The organism is Rhizobium sp. GN54, assembly GCF_021026345.1.
GTDB lineage: Bacteria > Pseudomonadota > Alphaproteobacteria > Rhizobiales > Rhizobiaceae > Mycoplana.
Genome location: NZ_JAJNCZ010000001.1, coordinates 353237 through 376654, shown reverse-complemented (window position 1 = coordinate 376654; position 23418 = coordinate 353237). Strand labels below are relative to the sequence as shown.

The 23418-nt window shown below is 66.5% G+C and carries 22 protein-coding genes; 12 read left to right on the top strand and 10 right to left on the bottom strand.

Annotated features, from left to right (window positions below; genetic code table 11):
* Window positions 1-3: 3 nt before the first annotated feature.
* The 4 genes from LQK81_RS01770 to coxB all read right to left on the bottom strand — a co-directional run bounded on the left by LQK81_RS01770 (window position 4) and on the right by coxB (window position 3743).
* Complete coding sequence (locus LQK81_RS01770) at window positions 4-144, bottom strand: hypothetical protein (RefSeq protein WP_230802956.1); 141 nt, start codon at window positions 142-144, stop codon at window positions 4-6.
* Window positions 144-1088 carry a heme o synthase gene (locus LQK81_RS01765; RefSeq protein ID WP_230802955.1) on the bottom strand — a complete coding sequence of 315 codons (945 nt, stop codon included), beginning with the start codon at window positions 1086-1088 and terminating at the stop codon, window positions 144-146. The genes LQK81_RS01770 and LQK81_RS01765 overlap by 1 nt, the downstream gene beginning before the upstream one ends.
* Before the next feature lie 87 nt (window positions 1089-1175).
* Window positions 1176-2840, bottom strand: coding sequence for a cytochrome c oxidase subunit I (ctaD, locus tag LQK81_RS01760; RefSeq protein ID WP_230802954.1), 1665 nt, complete (start codon window positions 2838-2840; stop codon window positions 1176-1178).
* Window positions 2841-2858: 18 nt separating this feature from the next.
* Window positions 2859-3743 (bottom strand): cytochrome c oxidase subunit II, encoded by an 885-nt coding sequence (gene coxB, locus LQK81_RS01755; protein WP_230802953.1) that lies wholly within the window; start codon window positions 3741-3743, stop codon window positions 2859-2861.
* 384 nt (window positions 3744-4127) lie between these two features.
* Between coxB and LQK81_RS01750 the strand changes: the two genes are divergently transcribed.
* Window positions 4128-4661, top strand: coding sequence for an invasion associated locus B family protein (locus LQK81_RS01750; RefSeq protein WP_230802952.1), 534 nt, complete (start codon window positions 4128-4130; stop codon window positions 4659-4661).
* 77 nt (window positions 4662-4738) lie between these two features.
* Here LQK81_RS01750 and LQK81_RS01745 read toward each other — a convergent pair whose 3' ends face one another.
* Window positions 4739-5776 carry an aldo/keto reductase gene (locus LQK81_RS01745; RefSeq protein WP_230804371.1) on the bottom strand — a complete coding sequence of 346 codons (1038 nt, stop codon included), beginning with the start codon at window positions 5774-5776 and terminating at the stop codon, window positions 4739-4741.
* A 115-nt stretch (window positions 5777-5891) separates the two neighbouring features.
* Here LQK81_RS01745 and LQK81_RS01740 point away from each other — a divergent pair, with 115 nt between their 5' ends.
* The 3 genes from LQK81_RS01740 to LQK81_RS01730 all read left to right on the top strand — a co-directional run bounded on the left by LQK81_RS01740 (window position 5892) and on the right by LQK81_RS01730 (window position 9139).
* Window positions 5892-6443: a TetR/AcrR family transcriptional regulator gene (locus LQK81_RS01740; protein ID WP_230802951.1), complete on the top strand. Its 552-nt coding sequence runs from the start codon at window positions 5892-5894 to the stop codon at window positions 6441-6443.
* 122 nt (window positions 6444-6565) lie between these two features.
* Window positions 6566-7981 carry a metalloprotease TldD gene (gene tldD, locus LQK81_RS01735; protein WP_230802950.1) on the top strand — a complete coding sequence of 472 codons (1416 nt, stop codon included), beginning with the start codon at window positions 6566-6568 and terminating at the stop codon, window positions 7979-7981.
* A 102-nt stretch (window positions 7982-8083) separates the two neighbouring features.
* Window positions 8084-9139 (top strand): polysaccharide deacetylase family protein, encoded by a 1056-nt coding sequence (locus LQK81_RS01730; RefSeq protein WP_230802949.1) that lies wholly within the window; start codon window positions 8084-8086, stop codon window positions 9137-9139.
* Window positions 9140-9277: 138 nt separating this feature from the next.
* Here the strand turns inward: LQK81_RS01730 and LQK81_RS01725 are convergent, their stop codons facing one another.
* The 3 genes from LQK81_RS01725 to pdxH form a co-directional block, all read right to left on the bottom strand.
* Window positions 9278-9775: a hypothetical protein gene (locus LQK81_RS01725; protein ID WP_230802948.1), complete on the bottom strand. Its 498-nt coding sequence runs from the start codon at window positions 9773-9775 to the stop codon at window positions 9278-9280.
* A 90-nt stretch (window positions 9776-9865) separates the two neighbouring features.
* A complete protein-coding gene (locus LQK81_RS01720) occupies window positions 9866-11107 on the bottom strand; it encodes a DUF937 domain-containing protein (RefSeq protein WP_230802947.1) in 1242 nt (413 codons plus the stop codon).
* A gap of 297 nt (window positions 11108-11404) precedes the next feature.
* Window positions 11405-12028 carry a pyridoxamine 5'-phosphate oxidase gene (gene pdxH, locus LQK81_RS01715; RefSeq protein ID WP_230802946.1) on the bottom strand — a complete coding sequence of 208 codons (624 nt, stop codon included), beginning with the start codon at window positions 12026-12028 and terminating at the stop codon, window positions 11405-11407.
* 11 nt (window positions 12029-12039) lie between these two features.
* Between pdxH and LQK81_RS01710 the strand changes: the two genes are divergently transcribed.
* The 4 genes from LQK81_RS01710 to LQK81_RS01695 all read left to right on the top strand — a co-directional run bounded on the left by LQK81_RS01710 (window position 12040) and on the right by LQK81_RS01695 (window position 15357).
* Window positions 12040-12528, top strand: a complete 489-nt coding sequence (locus LQK81_RS01710) for an RT0821/Lpp0805 family surface protein (protein WP_330166528.1) — start codon at window positions 12040-12042, stop codon at window positions 12526-12528.
* 217 nt (window positions 12529-12745) lie between these two features.
* Window positions 12746-13813, top strand: a complete 1068-nt coding sequence (locus tag LQK81_RS01705) for a DnaJ C-terminal domain-containing protein (RefSeq protein ID WP_442967047.1) — start codon at window positions 12746-12748, stop codon at window positions 13811-13813.
* 121 nt (window positions 13814-13934) lie between these two features.
* The gene (gene fabI / locus LQK81_RS01700) at window positions 13935-14753 is read left to right on the top strand and encodes an enoyl-ACP reductase FabI (protein WP_230802943.1); all 819 of its coding nucleotides are present in this window, start codon (window positions 13935-13937) and stop codon (window positions 14751-14753) included.
* Between the two features lie 22 nt (window positions 14754-14775).
* Window positions 14776-15357 (top strand): histidine phosphatase family protein, encoded by a 582-nt coding sequence (locus LQK81_RS01695; RefSeq protein ID WP_230802942.1) that lies wholly within the window; start codon window positions 14776-14778, stop codon window positions 15355-15357.
* 55 nt (window positions 15358-15412) lie between these two features.
* Here LQK81_RS01695 and LQK81_RS01690 read toward each other — a convergent pair whose 3' ends face one another.
* Window positions 15413-15676 (bottom strand): DUF1344 domain-containing protein, encoded by a 264-nt coding sequence (locus tag LQK81_RS01690; protein ID WP_230802941.1) that lies wholly within the window; start codon window positions 15674-15676, stop codon window positions 15413-15415.
* 249 nt (window positions 15677-15925) lie between these two features.
* On the opposite strand from LQK81_RS01690, the gene LQK81_RS01685 reads away from it, so the two are divergent.
* The 4 genes from LQK81_RS01685 to LQK81_RS01670 all read left to right on the top strand — a co-directional run bounded on the left by LQK81_RS01685 (window position 15926) and on the right by LQK81_RS01670 (window position 22180).
* Window positions 15926-18652 carry a bifunctional diguanylate cyclase/phosphodiesterase gene (locus LQK81_RS01685; protein WP_230802940.1) on the top strand — a complete coding sequence of 909 codons (2727 nt, stop codon included), beginning with the start codon at window positions 15926-15928 and terminating at the stop codon, window positions 18650-18652.
* 145 nt (window positions 18653-18797) lie between these two features.
* Window positions 18798-19895, top strand: a complete 1098-nt coding sequence (gene aroC / locus LQK81_RS01680) for a chorismate synthase (RefSeq protein WP_230802939.1) — start codon at window positions 18798-18800, stop codon at window positions 19893-19895.
* A 26-nt stretch (window positions 19896-19921) separates the two neighbouring features.
* A complete protein-coding gene (gene ribB / locus LQK81_RS01675) occupies window positions 19922-21022 on the top strand; it encodes a 3,4-dihydroxy-2-butanone-4-phosphate synthase (RefSeq protein ID WP_230802938.1) in 1101 nt (366 codons plus the stop codon).
* Window positions 21023-21058: 36 nt separating this feature from the next.
* The gene (locus LQK81_RS01670; protein ID WP_230802937.1) at window positions 21059-22180 is read left to right on the top strand and encodes a hypothetical protein; all 1122 of its coding nucleotides are present in this window, start codon (window positions 21059-21061) and stop codon (window positions 22178-22180) included.
* A 26-nt stretch (window positions 22181-22206) separates the two neighbouring features.
* Here LQK81_RS01670 and LQK81_RS01665 read toward each other — a convergent pair whose 3' ends face one another.
* On the bottom strand, window positions 22207-23394 hold the full coding sequence (locus LQK81_RS01665; protein ID WP_230802936.1) for a winged helix-turn-helix domain-containing protein: 1188 nt from the start codon (window positions 23392-23394) through the stop codon (window positions 22207-22209).
* Window positions 23395-23418 lie beyond the last annotated feature (24 nt).

Here is a 23418-nt window from a genome sequence, read left to right as displayed (position 1 = left end):
GTCTCAGCCCACCATTCCGCCGGCGATCTTCACCAGCGTGATGACGTAGAAGAGTGCGACCAGAGCCGCGAGCACGACGGCAAGCGCGATGTTGCGGCCGCGCCGCGACTTCTTCTGCTTGTCGCTCAGGGTGACCATTTCCATCAGAGGCTCCATCCTGCGGCCATCAGGGCGCGATCGATCATCAGGCCGGCGAAGATGGCGAAGAGGTAGAAGATCGAATAGGCGAAGAGCTTCTTCGCCGGGACCATGGCGCGGTCGCCCTCCGGCATGCGCAGCACGCCGACCGAGTACCAGACGAAGGCGGCGCCCATGGCGGCGGCGAAGATCCCGTAGCCGAGGCTGGCAAAGCCAAGACAGCTCGGCACGACGGAGATGATCGCCGTCAGCACGGCATAGATCATGATCTGGTGCTTGGTCGTCTTCTCGCCGGCGACGTTGGGCAGCATCGGCACGCCGACGTCGGCATAGTCCTTCATCTTGAACAGCGCCAGCGCCCAGAAATGGGCCGGCGTCCAGAGGAAGGTGATCAGGAACAGGACGATGCTCTCGACCGAGACGCCGCCGGTGACGCAGGCCCAGCCGATCATCGGCGGGAAGGCGCCGGCGGCTCCGCCGATGACAATGTTCTGCGGCGTCGAGCGCTTCAGCCACATCGTGTAGATGACGGCGTAGAAGAAGATGGTGAAGGCGAGAAGGCCGGCCGACAGCCAGTTCACCGCAAGCCCGAGGATCGCGACAGAGAAGGCCGACAGCGTCAGCCCGAAGGCGAGCGCCTCGCGCGGACGGATCCGGCCGGAGGGAATGGGGCGCTTGGCGGTGCGCGACATGACCGCGTCGATGTCGGCGTCGTACCACATGTTCAGCGCACCGGAAGCACCGGCGCCGACGGCGATGCAGAGCAGGGCAATCACCCCGATGATCGGGTTGATGTGGCCGGGCGCCAGCACCAGGCCGGCAAGGGCGGTGAAGACGACGAGCGACATGACGCGCGGCTTCAGGAGCTCGAAATAATCGCGCGCAGTCGCCTCGGAGAGGACAAGGTCCCCGCCGTCGACAGCCGCTTCGTGATGATCGATGATTGCCATTTGCCTGTCGCTTTTCCTGGCCGGGTCATCCGGCCCCCAAGGTGCGAGGCCGCCGCGGGACGGCGGCCTCTTTGTTCGATCCGGATCCTACTTGATCTTCGGAAGCTGTTCCCACTGGTGGAACGGCGGCGGCGAGGACAGCTGCCATTCCAGCGTGTTCGCACCTTCGCCCCAGGGGTTGTCACCGGCGAGACGCTTCATGGCGAAGGCGTCGAAGACGCCGTAGAGGAAGATCAGGACGCCGATGCCCGAGATATAGGAGCCGTAGGACGATACCATGTTCCAGCCGGCGAAGGCATCCGGATAGTCGATGTAGCGGCGCGGCATGCCGGCGAGGCCGAGGAAATGCTGCGGGAAGAACACCAGGTTCACGCCGATGAACATGACCCAGAAGTGCAGCTTGCCGAGGAACTCGGAATACATGTAGCCGGTCATCTTCGGGAACCAGTAGTACCAGGCGGCGAAGATGGCGAAGACGGCGCCGAGCGACAGCACGTAGTGGAAGTGGGCGACCACGTAGTAGGTGTCGTGCAGCGAACGGTCGAGGCCGGCATTGGCGAGCTGGACGCCGGTGACGCCGCCGACGGTGAACAGGAAGATGAAGCCGATCGCCCAGACCATCGGCGTGGTGAAGCGGATCGAGCCGCCCCACATCGTCGCGATCCACGAGAAGATCTTGATGCCGGTCGGAATGGCGATGACCATCGTGGCGAAGACGAAGTAGCGCTGCGTGTCGAGCGACAGGCCGACCGTGTACATGTGGTGCGCCCAGACGATGAAGCCGACGGCGCCGATCGCCACCATGGCGTAGGCCATGCCGAGATAGCCGAAGATCGGCTTGCGCGAGAAGGTCGAGACGATGTGGCTGACGATGCCGAAGCCCGGCAGGATCAGGATGTACACTTCCGGGTGACCGAAGAACCAGAACAGGTGCTGGAACAGGATCGGGTCGCCGCCGCCTTCAGGCGCGAAGAATGCCGTGCCGAAGTTGCGGTCGGTGAGCAGCATGGTGATGCCGCCTGCCAGAACCGGCAGCGAGAGCAGAAGCAGGAAGGCGGTGATCAGAACCGACCAGGCGAACAGCGGCATCTTGTGCAGCGTCATGCCGGGAGCGCGCATGTTCAGGATCGTGGTGATGAAGTTGATCGCGCCGAGGATCGACGAGGCGCCGGCGATGTGCAGGCCGAGGATGACGAAGTCCATCGCGGGACCGGGCATGCCTGATGTCGAGAACGGCGGATAGATCGTCCAGCCGCCACCCGCACCGTAGGCGCCTGCCGGACCTTCGACGAACATCGACAGGAACACCAGCAGGAAGGCCGGCGGCAGCAGCCAGAAGGAGATGTTGTTCATGCGCGGGAAGGCCATGTCCGGCGCGCCGATCATGATCGGCACCATCCAGTTGGCAAAGCCGCCGATCAGCGCCGGCATGACCATGAAGAAGATCATGATGAGGGCGTGCGCGGTGGTGAACACGTTGAACATGTGCTTGCCGCCGTCGATGGCGGCATCGCCTTCGAAGCCGTAGACCATCTGGGCCAGACCGTGGAAGATCTGGATTCCCGGCTCCTGCAGCTCGGCGCGCATGGCGATCGAGAGCGCGCCGCCGATGATGCCGGCGATGATCGCGAAGATCAGATAGAGCGTCCCGATGTCCTTGTGGTTCGTGGAGAGGAACCAGCGGACGAAGAACGAGGGCTTGTGGTCGTGATGACCGTGGTGGTCATCGTGGGCAGCGGTTGTTCCGGCCATGGAAGGCTCTCCCTTGAATTACTGCGCGGCGTTCTGGGCGACGTCGACGGACTTCTTTTCTCCGTCGATGGATGCCATCAGAGCCTTGTTGGCCTCGCCGACATTGGTGGCCGCGGCAGCGAGCCAGGTGTCGAACTTCTCCTGCGAGACGACGCGGATCGCGATCGGCATGTAGGCATGGTCCTTGCCGCACAGCTCGGAACACTGGCCGTAGAACAGGCCTTCGCGGTCGGCCTTGAACCAGGTCTCGTTCATGCGGCCCGGGATGGCGTCGATCTTGACGCCGAAGGACGGCATGGCGAAGGCGTGGATCACGTCGGCGCCGGTGACGAGAAGACGAACGTGCTTGCCGACGGGAACGACGACTTCGTTGTCGACGGCGAGCAGCCGCGGATAGGTGGCGCGGTCTTCCTTGCCGAGTGCGGCGCGGTCGCCGTCCTGCAGCAGCAGGCTGTCGAACGAGACCGGGGCTTCGCCGACCTGGTACTCGTAACCCCAGTACCACTGGTAGCCGGTGGCCTTGACGGTCAGTTCCGGTTCACCGGTCGGGGCGAGCTGCCGGGTCAGGAGCTGGAACGAGGGAACGGCCAGAAGCAGCAGGATGATGACCGGGCCGATGGTCCAGATCACCTCGATTGTTGTGTTATGGCTGGTGCGCGAGGGAACCGGATTGGCACGCTCGCGGAACTTGACCACGATAATGATAAGGAGAACGAGGACGAAGAGCGTGATCGGAACGATGAACCACAGGGTATACTGCTCGAACCAGCGAATTTCCTCCATGATGGAGGTGGCTGCGGGCTGCAGTCCCCTCTGCCAGTCGACCGGCTGGTCGGCGAGGGCGCCCGAGCCAAACAGCAGACAGCTCAAAGCCGCCAGCGCTGCAAAAACCTTGTTTATCACGTCATATCTCCCCAAAGCGTTTGATAGGGATCAAACGATTGCCGCAGAATCCCCGCTATGCTGACTGCTTAAAATCATAGTTTCCGGTTTGCCGCAACAGCGACAGGACTTTGCGCATGCGGCATTTTTGCGCAAAATCAAGTCTGCGGCGCAGCCATTCGGATTTTTGCCGGATTGTCTCTTAAAACGCGCGCGACCGATGCAGGAACACCCCTGCACGCACGCCCGTGGCGGTGCGGACGGGCGGAACCGATGGCAAAGGCGCCGGAAAGCATGTGGGCGTCCAATTTCCGCCGTATAGACTGGAAAAGACGGCGGAGGGCTTTTCATTTTCGCCGGCGCTATTCAAGAATGGCGCGTGTGATTCGAGATTTCGAGGTATTCATGGGTTCCCGCTCCCCTTCGCGTCTGGCACGGGCGGTCCGCGCAATCGCCGCACTCGCCATCCTGGCGACCGGCACGCCGGCCCTGTCGCAGGCGCCCCAGCAGCCGGGCACGGTGAAGGCCAACCATGGCGCATGGTCGATCGTCTGCGACCAGCCGGCCGGTGCTTCGGGCGAGCAGTGCGCACTGATGCAGAACGTCATCGCCGAGGACCGTCCCGAGGTCGGGCTCTCCGTCGTCATCCTCAAGACGGCCGACCGCAAGGCGAAGATCCTGCGCGTGCTGGCCCCGCTCGGCGTGCTGTTGCCCAACGGGCTCGGCCTGAACGTCGACGGCAAGGACATCGGCCGCGCCTACTTCGTGCGCTGCTTCTCCGACGGCTGCTATGCCGAAGTGGTGCTCGAGGACGAACTCCTGAAGACCTTCCGCTCCGGCGCCACCGCCACCTTCATCGTCTTCCAGACGCCGGAGGAAGGCATCGGCATCCCCGTCGACCTAAAGGGCTTCGGCGAAGGCTACGACGCGCTGCCGTAAGCGGCGGCGACGAGGCAGGAAAAATCAAAGCGCGGCCTAACCGGCCGCGCTTTTTGTTATCGAAGCCGGCGCAACTGTCAGCGCACCGGAGCGATCGGCCAGTCGGTCAGGTCGGCCTTGCCGCCTGCGAGCACGCCGCGCGTCTTGCCGACGACATCGAAGGGGAAACCCAGCGGGATGTCGCTTGCCGCATCCAGGCGGGCGATCTGCGCCTCCGTCAGCCGGACGCCGAGGGCTGCGAGGTTGTCCTCCAGTTGCTCCGGCGTGCGCGGACCGATGATCGGCAGCGTCGCGCCTTTTGCCAGCACCCAGGCGATCGCGACCTGGCCGGCAGGCAGGCCGGTCTCCTCGGCAACGGCAAGGACCGCATCGAGGGTTGCGGTCTTGCGCGCGTCGCTCTCGGCATGGATGACGGCACCGAGGCCCTGCGCCCTGCCCTGCTCACCCTTGCGATACTTTCCGGTCAGAAGCCCGCCGCCGAGCGGCGACCAGCTGACGGTGCCGAGCCCGAAGGCAGATGCCATCGGCAGAAGCTCGCGCTCGACGGTGCGCTCGACGAGGCTGTATTCCACCTGCAGGGCGGCAACCGCTGCCCAGCCGCGCAGTTCGGCGATCGTCGCCGCCGTCGCCACGCGCCAGGCAGGGAAGTCCGACAGGCCGGCATAGAGGATCTTGCCGCTACGGACGAGATCGTCGAGACCGCGGGCGATCTCGTCGATCGGGGTGACGTCGTCGGGCATGTGCACCCAGAGGAGATCGATGCGGTCGGTGCCCAGACGCTTTAAGCTGGCCTCGACCGACTGGACCATCGCCTTGCGGCTGTTGCCGGTGCGCTGCAGGCCGGCGCCGTGGCTGTCGCCGAGCGAGAACTTGGTGGCGAGCACCACGTCGTCGCGCTCTGAGGCGATGAAGTCGCCGGTCAGCGTCTCCGACTGGCCGAACTGGTACTGGTCGGCGGTGTCGATGAAGTTGCCGCCGGCGGTCCGATAGCCGTCGTAGATGGCCCTTGCCGCGTCGCGGTCGGCACCATAGCCCCAGCCGGTACCGAAGTTGCCGGTGCCCAGTGCCAATTGCGAAACGCGAAGGCCGGTGCGGCCAAATATCCGATAGCGCATGCTCATGTCCGTGATCCTTCCTGACGGTTGCGATTTTAAATGACGATCGTCATGTATTGATTATGAATGACGGTCGTCATATAATTTGTCAAGCGCAATCTCAGAGGACGATGACATGCGGCCAACCAAGGAGCAGGCGAAGGAGAACAGGAAGCGGATCCTGGAGACGGCAGCGAGGCTGTTCCGCGAGAACGGAATCCACGCCGTCGGCGTCGATGCGGTGATGAGCGGCGCCGGGCTGACGCATGGCGGCTTCTACGGTCATTTCAAGTCGAAGAGCGAGCTGGCCGACCAGGCGCTTGCGGATGCGATGCAGGGTGCACTCGCCGCCGAACCGGACACGCTGACCCTCTCCGATTTCACCGGAACCTATCTTTCCCCTGAACATCGCGACCACGCCGGCGCCGGCTGCGCGATCGCAGCGCTCGGCCCGGAAATGGCGCGGCTGCCGGAGAAGGAGCGGCAGGCGGCCACTGACTACATCCGCGCCCGGATCGCCCGGATGGAGGATCTGCAGCAGCGGCAAGGAGACGCGCCGGACCGCAAAAAGGCAATCGCCGATCTCACCAGCCTGGTCGGGGCCCTCGTCATGGCTCGCCTCGTCAACGACGAAGCATTGTCGGACGAGATCCTGGCGGCCGCGCGGGAGACGGTGACGGCGGCCTGAGGCCACCGCTCCGCCTCCGCCCCTCCTCTCCTTCTTCCGCCCTGCCCCGCAGACCCGCATCGCTTGCCCTGCGGTGGTCGAGCCTCTACATAAGCTGCCAATTGCCAATCCAGGAGCAGCCCATGAACACCGACCTGACCTCCCTGTTCGATGCCGACGAGGCGGCAGTGCGGGCGGTGCTCGCGCAGACGGTGAAGAACGCGGACGACGGCGAGCTCTATCTGGAGCACGCGCAGGCGGAATCGCTGACCTTCGACAACGGGCGCCTGAAGGGCGGCAGCTTCAACACCGACCAGGGCTTCGGCCTGCGCGCCGTCGCCGGCGAGGCCGTGGGCTACGCCCATTCCGGCGAGATGTCGCTTGCGGCGCTGAAGCGCGCCTCGGAGGCCGCCGGTGCGGTCACCCGCGGCTATGCCGGCAGCTATGCCGCCGCACCACAGGGTACGAACCGCAGGCTCTACGGCCCAGAAAACCCGATCGGCAGCCCCGGCTTCGAGGAAAAGGTCGCGCTGCTGCAGGATATCGACGCCTATCTGCGCGGCAAGGACGCCAAGGTCCGGCAGGTGACGGCATCGATCTCCGCCAGCTGGCAGGTGGTCAACATCCTGCGCGCCGACGGTCACCGGGTCACCGACGTCCGGCCGATGACGCGCGTCAGCATCTCCGTCGTGGTCGGTGAAGGCGACCGGCAGGAAAGCGGCTCCTTCGGCATGGGCGGGCGGCGCGGCTTCGGCGAGTTCCTGACGACCGAGAGCTGGCAGCAGGGCGCCGACGAGGCGCTGCGCCAGGCGCTCGTCAACCTCGAGGCGATCGAGGCGCCGGCAGGCACCATGGACGTGGTGCTGTCCTCCGGCTGGCCCGGCGTGATGCTGCACGAGGCGGTCGGCCACGGGCTGGAGGGCGACTTCAACCGGAAGAAGACCTCGGCCTTTTCGGGCCTGCTCGGCCAGCAGGTGGCCGCCAGGGGCGTCACCGTGGTCGACGACGGCACGATCGAGAGCCGGCGCGGCTCGCTGACCGTCGACGACGAGGGCACGCCGTCCGGCTACAACGTGCTGATCGAGGACGGCAAGCTCGTCGGCTACATGCAGGACCGGCAGAACGCCCGGCTGATGGGCATGGAAGCGACCGGCAACGGCCGCCGCCAGTCCTATGCCCACACGCCGATGCCGCGCATGACCAACACCTACATGCTCTCCGGCGACAAGACGCCGGACGAGATCATCGCCTCGGTGAAGAACGGCATCTACGCCGTCTCCTTCGGCGGCGGCCAGGTGGACATCACCTCCGGCAAGTTCGTGTTCGGCTGCACCGAGGCCTACCTGATCGAGAACGGCAAGGTCGGCGCGCCGGTCAAGGGCGCGATGATCATCGGCAACGGGCCCGACGCGATGCGCCGGGTGACCATGGTCGGCAACGACACGAAGCTCGACACCGGCATCGGCATGTGCGGCAAGGCCGGCCAGAGCGTCCCCGTCGGCGTCGGCCAGCCGCACCTGCGCATGGACCAGATCACGGTGGGCGGCACCAAGGCGTGAGCGGGTCCGCATGAGGCGCCGGAGGCCGCAACGAAGCGTTAACGGTCCGGATACCATGATGCTCCATAAAGGCGGCTGGGAGATCTGCCTACGGGAGCGCCGATGCCGACATTGAAAAATGTTATGCGCCGCAGCCTCAAGCATGCGGCCATAGCCGGTGGACTGGAACTGTCGAGCCTGGCCGGGCGGGCCGGGCTGATGTCGTCGGCGCGCGGGCGCGGCGCGATCTTCACGCTGCACCACGTCCGCCCGAAGACCGAACAGGCCTTCGATCCGAACGCCCACCTCGAAATCACCCCCGAATTCCTCGACGAGACGCTGACGCTGCTGGCCGCCGAGGGCTACCAGTTCGTGCCGCTGCACCACATGGAAGCGCGGATGGCGATCGCCCGGCCGGAGGAGCGCTTCGCCGCCTTCACGCTCGACGACGGCTACCGCAACAACGCCGTCCATGCCCAGCCGGTCTTCACCGAGCACCGCGTTCCCTTCACCGTCTTCGTCACCGGCGGCTTCTGCTGCCGGACGCACAGCATCTGGTGGGAGACGCTGACCGATCTCTTGCGGGCGCTGCCGCATATCGAGTTCGACTTCGGCTCCGGCCCGGTAACCCTGCCGCTGGCGACGATCTGGCAGAAGGACGCGGCCTTCAAACGCTTTGCCGCCTTCATCCAGTCCGGCGACGAGACGAGCCGCGTGGCGAGCCTCGACAAGGCGGCCAGGGCGCACGGGATCGATCCGCTGCTGATCACCGAACGGCTGATCATGCGCGAGCCGGAACTGAAGAGCCTGGTACTGAACCCGCTCGCCAAGCTCGGCGCGCACACGATCAGTCACCGGGCGCTTGCAAGGCTGGAAGAGCACGAGGCGCTGGAGGAGATGCAGGCCTCGGCCGAGCGCATCGAATGCATCACCGGCGTGCGTCCCCTCACCTTCGCCTTCCCCTATGGCTTCGGCGGCACGGTGACGCCGCGCGAATACAGGCTGGCGGCCGAGGCGGGCTTCAAGCTGGCGGTGACCACCATGCCCGGCACGCTGAGCCATCGCAGCTTCGACACGCCGACGGCGCTGCCGCGCATCTCGGTGAACGGGCTCTATCAGAAGCGCAAGTATGTCGCAGCGCTGGCGTCGGGCATCCCCTTCCGGCTGATGGGCCGCTAATACCAACCTGCACTGATATTGACCGATTGCGCCGGAGCCGCCGTCCGCAGGCGGTCCCACGCAATCGGTCAATATCAGTGCAGGTTGGTATGAGGCGGGCGGGCGCCGGCCCGCGCGCCTGCATCCGCCCGGCTCTCGTCAGGCTACCTTGAGGGCACCGGATATCTCGGCCACGGTCGCCTTCTCGGCATCGCTCACCGGCGTGCCGCCGAAGCCCATGAACCCGCCTTCCTTGGCCGCTTCCGCCACGCTCTGGCTGATCTGCAGCAGCCAGCTCTTGAAGCCTGCCGCGTCGGCCGGCGCCTTGGCGTCGACGATCGCCGCCGCCTGCCGCACCGCCTCGATGCAGCGCGTCTTGATCTCGTCGGGCTTGGCGCCCTTCAACGTCGCCGAAAGCCCGTCGCGGGCGGCATTGCGGTCCTCCGAGCGCTCGAAGGCTTCCACGATCGCCGTCGAGAGCGGCGTCGCGCCCGTCCCCTCCTTGGCTCCGAGCAGGGCGCGGCTGCTGGCCATCCCCTCCTTCAGCATGCCCCAGAGCCCGCTCGGATCGGCTGCGGTCACCGCGATCCCGGCCGCCATCACGCCCTGCATCAACTGGTTCCATTCCTCGGCACTGAACGTCGACTTGTCAGCCATGGCTGAGCCTCCTTCTGTGGTGTCCTGGTCTCGGGAACGGCGCAAGGGAAGGACCGCCGGCCAGAAGGCCGGCGGTCATCCGTCATCGCCTCAGGGCGCCAAAGCTGCGAGCTTCGGCTTCAGCGCATCGATCGCGGGCTTGAGGATGTCCGAGACGCCGGGGATCGCCAGCACCTTCTCGAACAGCGCGTCGAGCTGCGTCATCGCCGGCTTGACGATGCCGGAGAGGGCAGTTTTCTGCTCGGCCGTCATCTGGCCCAGCATGCCGTTGATCCTGTCGAAGGTCGAGGACGCGGTCTGGATCTGCGTCGCCGCGGCCTGCGCGGTCGTCGCATCGGTCACGCCGTTCAGGGTCGTCTGCAGGCCCGACAGCGTATCGGTGACCTCCTTGCCGACATCGACCCCGCCGATCATGAGGCCGCCGGCCGGCGCCGGCATGGCCGGGGCTTCGGTCTGGGTCGGAGCGGTCGGGGCGGGTTCGGCCGGCGCAGGCTCGGCCGCAGGCTCCGGCGCGGGCGCGGGTTCGGGCGCCGGCTGGGTCTCGGTCTGGGCCGGAGGGGTGGGTTCCGGTGCGGTCTCCGCCACCCGCTCCGCCGGACGGCCGAACAGATAGTAGAGGATCGCCAGCAGCGCGAGGGCCGCGATCAGCCAGTAGAGCCAGTTGCTGCCGCTGCGGGTGGCCGTGGCCGCTGCCGTCGAGGTCTGCCGGGCGGCCGCGGACGCGGCTGCCGCCGAACGGGCGGCGGCGTCGCCTGTCGCAGCCGCTGCCGTGCGCGCCGATCCGCCGAGCGAATCGAGCAGGCCGGTGCCGCCCAGCAGGTCCTTTAGGCCGGAGGGCATCGCGGCGGCGATATTGTCCTTCTCGCCGGCAAGCAGGCCGGCAATCCCGTTGGCGCTGAGATCGCCGCCGACCTTCTTGGCGATGCCGCTCATGACGAGGGGGGCGACCATGCCGAGCAGCGAACCGCCGGCGTTCGGCCCGAGGCCGGAATAGTTGCCGACCGCGTTCGCCAGCGTGCCGCTGGTGCTGCCGCCGAACAGCGACGAAAGCAGCTGTACGCCGCTCTGCGTGAGCGAACCGGGGCTGCCGCCGCCCGAAAGGAGGCCGCCGAGATTATCGAGCACGCCGCTCTGCTGCCTGGCCGCATCGGCGAGCTTCTGCGCTCCGCCCGGCTGTGCCGCGACACCCGCGAGCCCCGCCAGCACCGCCGGCACGGCGGCCGCCACGCCCCGCTGCACCTTGTCCGTATCGAGGCCCAGCGCGGCCGCAATCCGGGCGATCGTGTCGGGGGTCAGAAACTGCATGAGATAGGAAACGAGATTGCTGGCCATTGAACTCTCCTCCGCGCCACGTCTTGGGCCCATGCCTTGGGTCCATGTCTTGGATTGAGTCTCGCCCTTCGATGCGTGCGCCCGCTTCACGACGGGAAACGCGCGCACGGTCCTCCCGACCGCGGGCCTGTATCGCCTTGCTGCTGCACGAAAATATAGCACACCAATGGGAGTTGTATACCTGCCGCCCGCAGGCGCGGCGCGGCCGGCTCGAGGCACGGGCGTCACGGGAGAAGGACGCGGCCGATCGACGGCCGCCCTCCGATCGTCAGGCGGGCGGGGAGGCTTTCGCCGCCGTCACGGGTACATCCGCACCTTTTCCCAGCCCTCGCCCTCGGCCGCGATACGGCGGAACTCCACCCGGTCGTGCAGGCGGAAGGGGCGGTCGTGCCAGAACTCGATCGACACCGGCCTTATGCGGAAACCGGACCAGTAGGCCGGGCGGGGAATGTCGCCGATGGCATAGCGGGCGGTATATTCGGCCACCGCCTTTTCCAGCGCGAAGCGGCCCTCGAGCGGCCGCGACTGCTTCGACGCCCAGGCGCCGATGCGGCTGCCGCGCGGGCGGGAGGCGTAGTATTCGTCGGCCTCGGCGTCGGAGACGACCTCGACGGGGCCGCGCAGGCGCACCTGCCGGCGCAGCGACTTCCAGTGGAAACACATGGCCGCCTTGCCTGCACCCACGATTTCCTGGCCTTTCTGGCTCTCGAAATTCGTGTAAAAAACGAATCCGCGTTCATCGAATCCCTTCAGGAGAACCATGCGGACATTCGGCAAGCCTGAGGCGTCCACGGTCGCAAGCGCCACGGCGTTCGGATCGTTCGGCTCGCTTTTTCCGGCATCGGCAAGCCACTTCGCAAACAGGGAAAAGGGCTCGCTTTCCTCGGTGAAGTCACCGGTTGTTAACTCAATATCGCTCATATTTGAATCCAATGCCGACTTTCCGGTCCGTTGGGCTTGCGGGAGTTGAAGTCATAGCAAAGTCGCGACGGGAGACAATGACATTGTGGACGATGCGGTCACGGCTGCCGATACTGGCACTCTGTGCCCTGCCGCTTGCGGGCTGCATGGCGGGGGGATTGGACCTCGCTTCCGACATGAAAGTGGACAAGGCCGTCAAGACCGGCGCCGTTCCGGGGCAGAAGAGCGACAACACCTCCGATGCCGCGACGGTGCGCAACGCCGTCTCCTCTGCCGATCTCGCCCGCAATGACGGCGGCCCGATTCCCTGGGCGAACACGGTTTCCGGCAGCGCCGGCGTGGTGACCGGGCTCGCCGAACTCAACGACGATGCCGGCCGGACCTGCCGGGACTTCACGACGACGCTTCATTCCTATGCCGGGATCGCCAACTACGACGGCCGCGCCTGCGTCGGCGGCGACGGCATCTGGACGCTGACGCGCTTCGACCGGCAGGGATAGCGCCGCCCGGCCCCTGCCCTGCCCACGCGCCCGACGCCGACGCGCATATGCCGCCCCTGGCGCGCTAACGACTTGTACACCATATGCGATATGCGCCTCTTTCCCGTAACCAACGGTTAGGGCGTTGCCCGCATCATCGATCCCCGCGGGTGGAACGGGAGCCCGGACAACGGGCTGGAAGGCTCCGAAGGATTGAGGCAGGGACGGGTATATGTTGATGCGTGATCCGTATGCGGTGCTGGGCGTCAAGCGCGACGCGGGGCAGGAGGAGATCAGGGCCGCCTGGCGGGTCCTCGCCAAGTCCGTCCATCCCGACCAGAACCAGGACGACCCCTTCGCCACCGTCCGCTTCACCGAAGCCGGCAGGGCCTACGACCTGTTGCGCGACCCGGAACGGCGCAGCCGCTACGACCGCGCCCATCGCGACGCGGAGGTCCGCCGCGAGATGGAACTGCGCCGGATGGAGCAGATGCGCCGCCAGCAGACCGCCCGCAAGGCGCAGCCCGAGCCGGCGGCAGCGGCCACCGAGAGCGCGGAAGACATGGTCTCGCGCATCTTCGGCGTCGATGCGCGGCAGCAGCCATCCGGCAAGGCGGCCAATCCCTCCCCTTCCGCGCAGCCCGCAGCTCCCGCCCCGCGGCAAGCCGCCGCCAAGACGCAGCCGGAACCTGCGGCCGACGAGCCCGAGGCAAAGCCGGTCGCCCCGCGGCGCACCGTCGCCGCCGCCGACATCTTCACCGGCATCATCCGCCGCATCCGCGGCTCGCGGGCGGCCATTGAAAAGGCGCCGGACCTCGCCTGCGACGTCACCGTAACGGTTTCCGACCTCCTGAAGCAGGCGCGCATGCCGCTGGAGGTCAACGGCGAAACGCTGCGGGTCCATCTCGCCCCGGGCACCACCGAGGGCACCGCCGTCCGCCTGCGCGAGCAGGGCCACCGCATCAACGACCTCAAGCGCGGCGACGCCGTCGTCACCGTGCGCCTCGCCCCCGGCCCGTTCCGGGTCGACGGTTTCGACCTTCGCACGGCACTGCCGGTGACGATCGAGGATGCCGTGCTCGGCTGCGAGACGAGCATCGAGGGGCCGGACGGGGAGACGCTTACGGTCACCGTTCCCGCCTGGACCAGTTCCGACCAGGTGATCCGCCTGGAGGGCCTCGGCCTGTTCGACGCGGAGGGGGGGCGCGGCCATATCCTGGTCGAAACGCGGCTCCAGCTCTGGGACAAGCCGGACGCGAAGATGATCGACCTGATGCGCAGCCTGCGCGAAGGCCTCTATCTGTGACGTTTCGATGAAATCGCACCCATTGTTACGGGCGCTAACAGTTCCTGAACCGGGCCAGCTTGAACCACAATGCGGCGTGTGCCATAGGCTCAAATCGAATTAAATGAGCAAGGGACATTCCATGGTTCAGGTATCCGGTCTGATGAGCGGGAAGCGCGGCGTCATCATGGGCGTGGCAAACAACCGCTCCATCGCGTGGGGTATCGCCAAGGCCGTTCGCGCGCAGGGTGCAGAAGTTGCCCTCACCTATCAGGGCGACGCGCTGAAGAAGCGCGTCGAACCGCTCGCAGCGGAACTGGGCGGCGTGCTCGCCGGCCACTGCGACGTCAGCGACGAGGCATCGATCGATGCGGTCTTCGACAACCTTGAGAAGATGTGGGGCAAGATCGACTTCCTCGTGCACGCGATCGGCTTTTCCGACAAGGACGAGCTGACCGGCCGCTACGTCGACACGACGCCCGAGAACTTCGCCAGGACGATGCAGATCTCCGTCTATTCCTTCACCGCGGTCGCGCGCCGCGCCGAGAAGCTGATGACGGACGGCGGCTCGATGCTGACGCTGACCTATTACGGCGCCGAGAAGGTCATGCCGAACTACAACGTCATGGGCGTCGCCAAGGCGGCGCTCGAGGCGAGCGTGAAGTACCTGGCCGTCGACCTCGGCCCGAAGAACATCCGCGTCAACGCGATCTCGGCCGGCCCGATCAAGACGCTGGCTGCCTCCGGCATCGGCGACTTCCGCTACATCCTGAAGTGGAACGAGTACAATGCGCCGCTGCGCCGGACCGTGACCATCGAGGAAGTGGGCGACGTCGGCCTCTATATGCTGTCGGACCTCGCGCGCTCCGTCACCGGCGAAGTGCACCATGCCGACAGCGGCTACCACGTCGTCGGCATGAAGGCGGTCGACGCGCCCGACATCTCGGTCATCAAGGACTGAGGCAGACCCCCGGAGCGCCATCGTGCTTGTCTACATGATCCGCCACGGCCAGACCGACTGGAACGCAGAGGGTCGCCTGCAGGGTCAGAAGGACATTCCGCTGAACGATACCGGGCGCCGCCAGGCGTCCGGCAACGGGCTTGCGCTGAAGGAGATCCTCGGCGACGCGGCTTCCGGCTTCGACTATGTCGCAAGCCCGCTCGGGCGCACGCGCGAAACGATGGAACTGGTCCGGGCGGCGATGGGTCTCGATCCCCTCGCCTACCGCACCGACGACCGGCTGGTCGAGGTCTGCTTCGGCGACTGGGAAGGCTTCACCATCTCCGAGCTCAAGCAGACCGTGCGCGACAAGGTCAAGGCGCGGGCGCGCTCGAAATGGGACTTCATCCCGCCCGGCGAGAACGCCGAGAGCTACGAGATCCTGTCCTGGCGGGTGGGCTCGTGGTTCAACAACATCGAACGGCCGACGGTCTGCGTCAGCCACGGCGGCGTGTTCCGGGCCCTGTTCAAGTTCGCCGGCATGCCGCTCGTCGACGCCGCCAACGCGGCGATCCACCAGGACCGCATCCTCAGGGTCGACGACAGCGGCGCGGCCTGGCTCTGACCGGCCCCATCAGCGGAACTGAGACCCTTACTTCCGGTGAAACGGCCTTCGGCGGCTACTGGATGATTTCCAGGTCGTCGATGACGCGCTTGCCTTCGACCTCGGTGTAGAACACCAGCACCTTCACGCCCGGCTGCAGGCCTTCGAAATTGAACTCCTCCGGCGCCTGGTACTTCTTGCCGTCGTCGAGCGACAGGCTGAGCCCGTTGGTATCGACGCCGGTGATGACGGCCTCGACGTCTGCGCTTTCGGCATACACCGCCGTCAGCGGCGCAAGGATGCCGGCCGCTGCGAGCAGCACGGCCACTACATAACGCATCTTGTGACTCCTCTTTCCGGAATCGTTGTTCCTGTCAGGCACGCTTGATGCCCCTCGAATATGGCGAAATTCGCCCCCCGCGGCCCCCGAAGCCTGATGGATGCCCGCAAACGGGCCGGACCACAACCCCTCGCGGCGACGATCCACGTCCGAATTTCAATGGCTTGCGATGCCCAGAAGCCGCGTCGTGCATCAATGCAATCTTAATCGACGCTTGCATACTGTGCTGCAACGCAAGGGGAACCGGGCTTGACGCAGCCGACAACCACAAGACGCAGACTGAAGACCGTCGCCGATTGGGCCAGGCCGTCGCTGCTGCCGGCGGCGATTGCCGCAACCGTCATCTTCGTCGCCGGCCACGCCTACGAGAAACAGGACGAACGGCTCTATCGCAACGAACTGCACGCGCGCGTCGCCAACGAGCTGACGCTGATCAGCGCAAGGCTCGAAGGCGAGATCGACAAGAGCGTGTCGGCCCTTCGCGGGCTTGCCAACATGTTCGCCGTCTCGCCGCACCAGGCCGCGTCGCAGTTCGACGTGGTGGCGCGCAAGCTGATGGTGCAGAACGTGCAGCTCCGACGGGTTGCGGCAGCGCCGGACGGCGTGATCGCGCAGACCTTCCCGGAGGCCGGCAACGAGCGCTACCGGGGTACGGACCTCAACCGGTTCCGCTCCTTCCGCGTGGCGGCCGAGACCAACCGCGCCTTCGGCCGGCCGCTGATGCTGGGCCCGGTGCAACTGCCGGACGGCAGCCGGGCCTTCAACCTGTTCATCCCCGTCTTCGGCACCGACAGGGGCGCCTTCAACTTCTGGGGCTATATCGAGGGCGTCATCGACGAGCGCCGGATCTATACTGACGCCGGCCTCGTCACGCCCTCCGACGGGCGCAAGAGCGAGCAGTGGCGGGGCGGCGCCACCATCAGCCTTTCCATCCGCGACGTCAGCGTCGCCGGCAACGTCCAGGACCCGTTTTTCGGCGATCCCGAGATCTTCAACGGCGAATCGGTGCGCCGCACCGTCGATTTTCCGGGCGGCAACTGGGAACTGGCCGCGGTTCCGGCCGCGGGCTGGGAGACGCCGCCGGGCAATACCAGCTACGTGCGTGCGCTCACCGCCGGCGCCGCCCTCGTCATCATCCTGCCGATCTTCATCACCGGCGGCCTCGTCAGCGAGCGACAGCGCCATCTTGCCGGCATGAGGGCGCGCGAGACGGAGATCCGCGCCCTGTCGCAGCGGCTCGACCTCGCGCTGGCGGCGTCGAAGACGGGCATCTGGGAAATCTCGCTGGACGCGCAGCGCCGCACCTGGGACCGCCAGATGTTCTGTCTGCACGGGCTTGCCGAAGGGGAGCCGCCGAGCGACGAACTCTGGCGTTCGGTCGTCCATCCCGACGACCTCGCGGCGGCAGACGCGGCGGCCATGTCGGCCATTCACGGCCAGTCGGGATACTTCTCACAGTACCGGGTGTTGCTGCCGGACGGCGGTATCCGCCATATCCGCAACGTCGGTTCGCTCCTGACGATCGACGGCCAGGCGAAGCTGCTCGGCATCAGCTGGGACGTGACCGAGGACGTGCTCCTCAACGACCGGCTGAAGGCGGCGAAGGAAGAATCCGAGCGCGCCAAGGCGCTGGCCGATGCGAAGAACACCGAGCTGGAACTGGCCAAGAACCGCATCGAGCACAACGCCCTGCACGATCCCCTCACCGGCCTCGGCAACCGCCGCAAGCTCGACGAGCATCTCGGCGCGATCGCGATCCGCAGCGTCGCCGGGGACGTCGGCATCGGCATCCTGCACATCGACCTGGACCGGTTCAAGCAGATCAACGACACGCTCGGCCATGCCGCCGGCGACGCGCTGCTGGTGCATGTCGCCAGGATCCTGAGCGAGGCGGTGGCGCCGGGCGACCTGGTCGCCCGCATCGGCGGCGACGAGTTCGTGGTCGTCGTCGGCGACCGCAACAGCCGCGCCGACCTCTCCACCCTGTCCATGCGCGTGATCGAGCTGATGCGCCAGCCGGTCGAATATAACGGCCACATGTGCCGCTTCGGCGTCAGCATCGGCATCGCGGTCGGCAGCGGCAGGCGGATCGACACGCGCAAGCTGCTCGTCAACGCCGACATCGCCCTCTACCGGGCCAAGGCCCAGGGGCGCAACCGCCACGAGTTCTTCGATGCCGTCATCGAGGCGGAGATCGTGCGCAACAAGCGGACAGCCGACGACATCCTCAGCGGGATCGAGAACAACGAGTTCATCCCCTACTACCAGCCGCAGATCTGCGCCCGCACGCTCGAGCTCGTTGGCGCCGAGGCGCTGATCCGCTGGCGCCACCCCGAGAGCGGCATCCTGGCGCCGGCCCGGTTCCTGGCGATCGCCGAGGACCTGAACGTGACGGCGACGCTCGACCGCATCGTGCTGGAAAAGGCGCTGATCGACCGCAGCCGCTGGCTGGCGAAGGGCGTGCCGCTGCCGAAGATCTCCGTCAACGTCTCCGCCCGCCGGCTCCGCGACGAGACGCTGGCCGACAGCCTCTCGGGGCTCTCGATCCTTCCCGGCCAGATCTCCTTCGAACTCGTGGAGGCGATCTTCCTGGACGAGACCGACGACATCGTGCTGAAGAACCTCGAGCGCATCAAGGAACTCGGCATCGACATCGAGATCGACGACTTCGGCACCGGGCACACCTCCATCGTCAGCCTGCTGAAACTGAGGCCGAAGCGGCTGAAGATCGACCGGCAGCTCGTCGCGCCGATCCTGAGCTCGCGCCACGAGCAGGCGCTGGTGCGCTCGATCATCGAGATCGGCCGCTCGCTCGGCATCGAGATCGTCGCCGAGGGCGTGGAGACGATGGCGCATGCCGAAATGCTGAGCGCGCTCGGCTGCGACCTCCTGCAGGGCTACGCCTTCGCCAGCCCGCTGTCGCGGGAGGACTTCCAGTCCTACGCGCTGGAGGAGCGCTGGAGAGCGGCATCCTGAGCGGGTCCGTCCGGGTCTTTGCCGTAGATCGCCGCCTTACTCTCAAGAAACGCTTCAACTTTGCCGCAATCGGCACTATGAGTGCCGCCGGAAGGTCGGCTGCCGGCGGCGGCCGCGCAAGACCGCTTGCATCGGGCAGGAATTCATGTCGCACAATACTTTCGGCCAATTTTTCCGCGTCACCACCTGGGGTGAAAGCCACGGACCGGCGCTCGGCTGCGTCGTCGACGGCTGCCCGCCCGGCCTGCGCTTCACGCTTGCGGAGATCCAGGCCTGGCTCGACAAGCGCAAGCCCGGCCAGTCGCGCTTCGTCACCCAGCGCCGCGAGGACGACCTGGTGCGGGTGCTCTCGGGCGTGATGGCGGACGAGGACGGCGAGACGCTCGTCACCACGGGTACGCCGATCTCGATGATGATCGAGAACACCGACCAGCGCTCCAAGGACTATTCGGAGATCGCCAAGCGCTATCGCCCCGGCCACGCCGACTATACCTACGACCTGAAATACGGCATCCGCGACTACCGCGGCGGCGGGCGCTCTTCCGCGCGCGAGACGGCGGCACGGGTGGCGGCCGGCGGCATCGCCCGCAAGGTCGTGCCGGGCGTGACGGTGCGGGCGGCGCTGGTGCAGATCGGCAAGCACAGGATCAACCGCGACAACTGGGATTGGAGCGTGGTCGGCACCAATCCGTTCTTCGCGCCGGACCCGGCAATCGTCCCGGTCTGGGAGGAATATCTCGACGGCATCCGCAAGGCCGGGTCCTCGGTCGGGGCCGTCGTCGAGGTGGTGGCGGACGGCGTTCCCGCCGGGATCGGCGCGCCGATCTACGCCAAGCTCGACCAGGACATCGCCGCCAACCTGATGTCGATCAACGCGGTCAAGGGCGTGGAGATCGGCAACGGCTTCGGCGCCGCCGAAATCACCGGCGAGGAAAATGCCGACGAGATGCGCATCGGCGCCGATGGCAAGCCGGTGTTCCTGTCCAACCATGCCGGCGGCATCCTCGGCGGCATCGCCACCGGCCAGCCGGTGGTGGCGCGGTTCGCGATCAAGCCGACCTCGTCGATCCTGACCGAGCGCCGCTCGATCGACAGCGACGGCAACGAGGTCGACGTGCGCACCAAGGGGCGGCACGACCCCTGCGTCGGCATCCGCGCGGTGCCGATCGGCGAGGCCATGGTTGCCTGCGCGATCGCCGACCACTATCTGCGCGACCGCGGCCAGACCGGCCGGCTGAAATAGACACGACACGATCAGGAGAGACCAGGATGTCCTTTGACCAGAAGCGCGTAGTCGATGCCATCCGGGCGTTCGAGGCGGGCGAGATCGTCGTCGTCACCGATGATGGCGGCCGGGAGAACGAGGGCGACCTGATCGTCGCCGCCGTCCACTGCACGCCCGAGAAGATGGCCTTCATCGTCCGGCACACTTCCGGCATCGTCTGCACGCCGATGCCGCGCGAGGAGGCCAAGCGGCTGAACCTTGCGGCCATGGTCGCCGACAACGATTCGGCGCACACGACGGCGTTCACGGTCTCGGTCGACTTCAAGCACGGCACGACCACCGGCATTTCCGCCGACGACCGGACGCTGACGGTGCGCAACCTCGCCAACCCGAACGTCGGCGCGGCCGACTTCGTCCGCCCCGGCCACATCTTCCCGCTGGTCGCCCGCGAGGGCGGGGTGCTGATGCGCTCCGGGCATACCGAGGCCGCCGTCGACCTGTGCAAGCTCGCGAGCCTGCCGCCGATCGGGGTGATCTGCGAACTCATCAACGACGACGGCACCGTGATGCGCGGGCCGCAGGTCGAGGCGTTCGCCGACACGCACGGCCTGAAGCAGATCTCCGTCGCCGACCTGATCGCCTACCGCCAGCGCAAGGAGACGCTGATCGAAAAGGGCACTACCTTCGAGATCGACACCCCGTTCGGCAAGGCCAAGGCCACCACCTACTCGCTGCCCTGGGATCCGATGCAGCACATGGCCGTCGTCTTCGGCGACATCCGCGACGGGATCGACATCCCAGTGCGGCTGCATCTGGAGAATGTCGGCGAGGACGTCTTCGGCGCCGGCCGGGCCATCGAGGCCATCATGAAGCGCATCGCCGAGCACGGCCGCGGCGTGGTCGTCTATCTGCGCGAAGGCTCCGTCGGCGTCGGCGTGTCGCGGACGGCCCGCAAGGGCCATGCCGACCGCGAGGGGCACAGCGAGGCTGCGGCGCGCGAGCACGAATGGCTGGAGATCGGCCTCGGTGCGCAGATCCTGAAGGATCTCGGCATCGGCTCGATCCGGCTGATGGCGTCGCGCGAACGTCACTATGTCGGGCTGGAAGGGTTCGGCATCCGGATCGCCGCCACGGACATCTGCTGACGAAATACCCCCTCGCTCGATCGCTCCAGAGTCTGCATGAAGCACGACCGCCCCCTTCGTCTAGTGATGCACATCGGTCCTCACAAGACCGCGACCACCTATATGCAGGCGAACTTCCACGACAATGTCGAGGCGCTCCTGAAGCGCGGCTGGCTCTATCCGGTGATCGGCGAGCGGGTGGGCATCGCCCATCACGACCTCTCCGACCACGAGACCCAGTTCGTGAAGCGGGAAGGCCCCGCCTATGCCGACTTCATGAAGGTGCTGCAGCGGGCGGACCGCGAGGGGCTCGACATCCTGCTCTCCTCTGAAGGGTTCCGGCGGTGGAAGAAGGAGCACTTCCAGGCGATCGGCGACATCATCGGCAGCCGCCGGCTCTCGGTCGTCTATACGCTTCGCGACCCGCTCGACACGATCTATTCGTTCTGGGCGCAGAAGGCGAGCATGGGCTCCGCACCGAGCCTGCCGAAATGGATGGAGAAACCGCTGCGCTCGCCGCTGCGCGCGACCTTCATGAACCCGCTCAGGGAGATCCGCCCCGTCGCCTCGCTGCCCGGCGTGGACTACAAGGTCCTGCTCTACGAGGAGATCCGCCGGGACAAGCTGGACATCTATTCCTATTTCCTGCAGACGGCGCTCGATATCCACGACATGCAGCCGACCCGCCCCTCGACGAACGAGCGGCTGCCGATCGAACTGACCGAGTTCATCCGGCTCCTGGCCAAGGAGAGCAACTTTCCCACCGGAAAGGCGAACAGCCGCAGGGCGGTCCATATCGGCGTGGTCATGCGCTTCCTGTTCACGCCGGAGGAAAAGGCGCGGATCATCGAGACGATGTCCAAGGCCGGGGCGCCGGCACGGCGCACGCTGTCCCTGCCGCGCAAGTCGCGCAGTTTCCGGACGGTCGAGCGGCGGCTGATGACGGTGCTGCGCGGCCGGATGCATCCGCGCCCCTCCGGCAAATCGCTGTTCGGCAGGGGAACGGCCACCTTCACCTATTATGACGACGAGGCGCTGCGCGCCATTCCGGATGTGCAGGAACTCCTCCAGGCGGCGTTGAAGAAGACGAAGAAGAGCTATCCGCCGCTTGCCGCGCTCAACATGGGAAAGCGCCTGCTTGTGCGCTGGCGCAAGATCCGCAAACGGGTGCGGTTCTGAAGATGAGGCCCGGGCTGGCGTTGAATCTATCGCCAGCCGTCGAGGTAGCGCACCTCTTCCACCCCGGTGAAACGGGCGAGGCGCGCGAGTTCCGCTTCCAGCCGCTCCAGCCGGCCCGCCGAGGCCCTGACACCGGGCTCCAGCCAGAGCTTCCGGACGGTCAGTTCGCCCGCCTTGCGATCCGCCTTCATGTCGATGCGGCCGATCAGGCGATCGCCTTCCAGAAGCGGGAAGACGTAGTAACCGTATTGCCGTTTCGGCTCCGGGACGAAGACCTCGATGCGGTAGACGAAGGCGAACAGCCGTTCCGTGCGGTTGCGGTCCCGGATCAGCGGATCGAAGGGGGAGAGCACGCGCAGCCGGCCCGGCGGCTCCGGCGCGGTCTCCAGCAGCCCTGCGAAATCGGCAAAGGCGTGGGACGGTCGCGGCTTGCCGCCGTCGACAGGCTCGACCAGGATCGGCCGCAATTCGTCGGCATGGGCTCCGACCCAGGCCTTCGCCTCGTCCGGCGTGACGAGGTCCCAGAAGGCGGCAATCTCGCCGTGGGTTGCAAAGCCGAGCCGCGTCAGCGCGCTGCGGCAGGCCCAGTCGACGAACGCCTCGTGATCCACCTCATGCTCGTGATGGTGCTGCGGCAGCACCCGCTCGGCGAGATCGTAGACCTTCTGGAAATTCTCCCGCCTTGCGATCGCCACCTTGCCGGTGCGCCAAAGATATTCCAGCGCGGTCTTGCTCGGATGCCAGTTCCACCAGCCGCCGGATTCGTGCTCGGCTGCCTTCAGTTCGCGCGAGAGCACCGCGCCGCGCTCGGCGATATGGCGATAGGTCTCCTCGAAACTCGCATCGAACCCCTCCCCCTGCCAGCGGCGCCAGCGGTTCAGGATGGCGTCGTTCTCGCGGCGAAACTTGTGCTTCCAGTAGGGATAGAAGGCGCTCGGGATGATCGAGGCGTCGTGCGTCCAGTTCTCGAAGAGTTCACCGTCCTTCTCGAGCAGGTCGGCGAGATGTTCACGGCGATAGGTCTGGTTGCGCGAAAACAGGATCTGGTGATGGGCGCGCTCGACGGTGGCGATGCTGTCGACCTGCACGAAGCCGATGTCGTGGATGAGCTGCAGCAGCCCGGGCTTACCCAGCATGCGGCCCGGCGCCGCACAGAGCCCCTGCTTGGCCAGGAAGATCCGCCGCGCGTCGCTGTTCTTCACCAGAATCGTCATGCCTGCATGATAGGCTTATTTTCC